1 protein-coding gene is annotated in these 280 nt (G+C 36.4%); it reads left to right on the top strand.

Annotated elements, in window-relative coordinates; translation table 11 throughout:
- Nucleotides 1-280, top strand: a 280-nt coding sequence (locus AAEY97_RS21195) for an FKBP-type peptidyl-prolyl cis-trans isomerase N-terminal domain-containing protein (protein ID WP_351001318.1), incomplete at both ends; no start/stop codon positions are given.

Genomic DNA, 280 nt, shown 5'->3' with positions numbered 1-280 from the left:
GCGTCAGTTTTAGCGCTTACAGCTTGTAATCAAGAAGCAAAAAAAGAACAAGCTGAAGTTAAATTAGACACTGTAGAACAGCAACAAGCATACGGTATTGGTGCATCTGTAGGTAACTTTTTAAATAAAGACTTAGCAGACAAAACAGAAATTGGTATTGAACTAGACCAAGCACTTCTAATCCGTGGTTTTGAAGATGCACTTGCTGGTAATGCAAAAATTGACGAAGAAAAAATTCGCGAAGTATTAACTGAACTAGATACATCAGTACGTACTAAGC

Origin of the sequence: Shewanella sp. TB7-MNA-CIBAN-0143 (assembly GCF_040310065.1) — a bacterium.
GTDB lineage: Bacteria > Pseudomonadota > Gammaproteobacteria > Enterobacterales > Shewanellaceae > Shewanella.
This window is presented reverse-complemented; position numbering and strand designations above follow the sequence as displayed.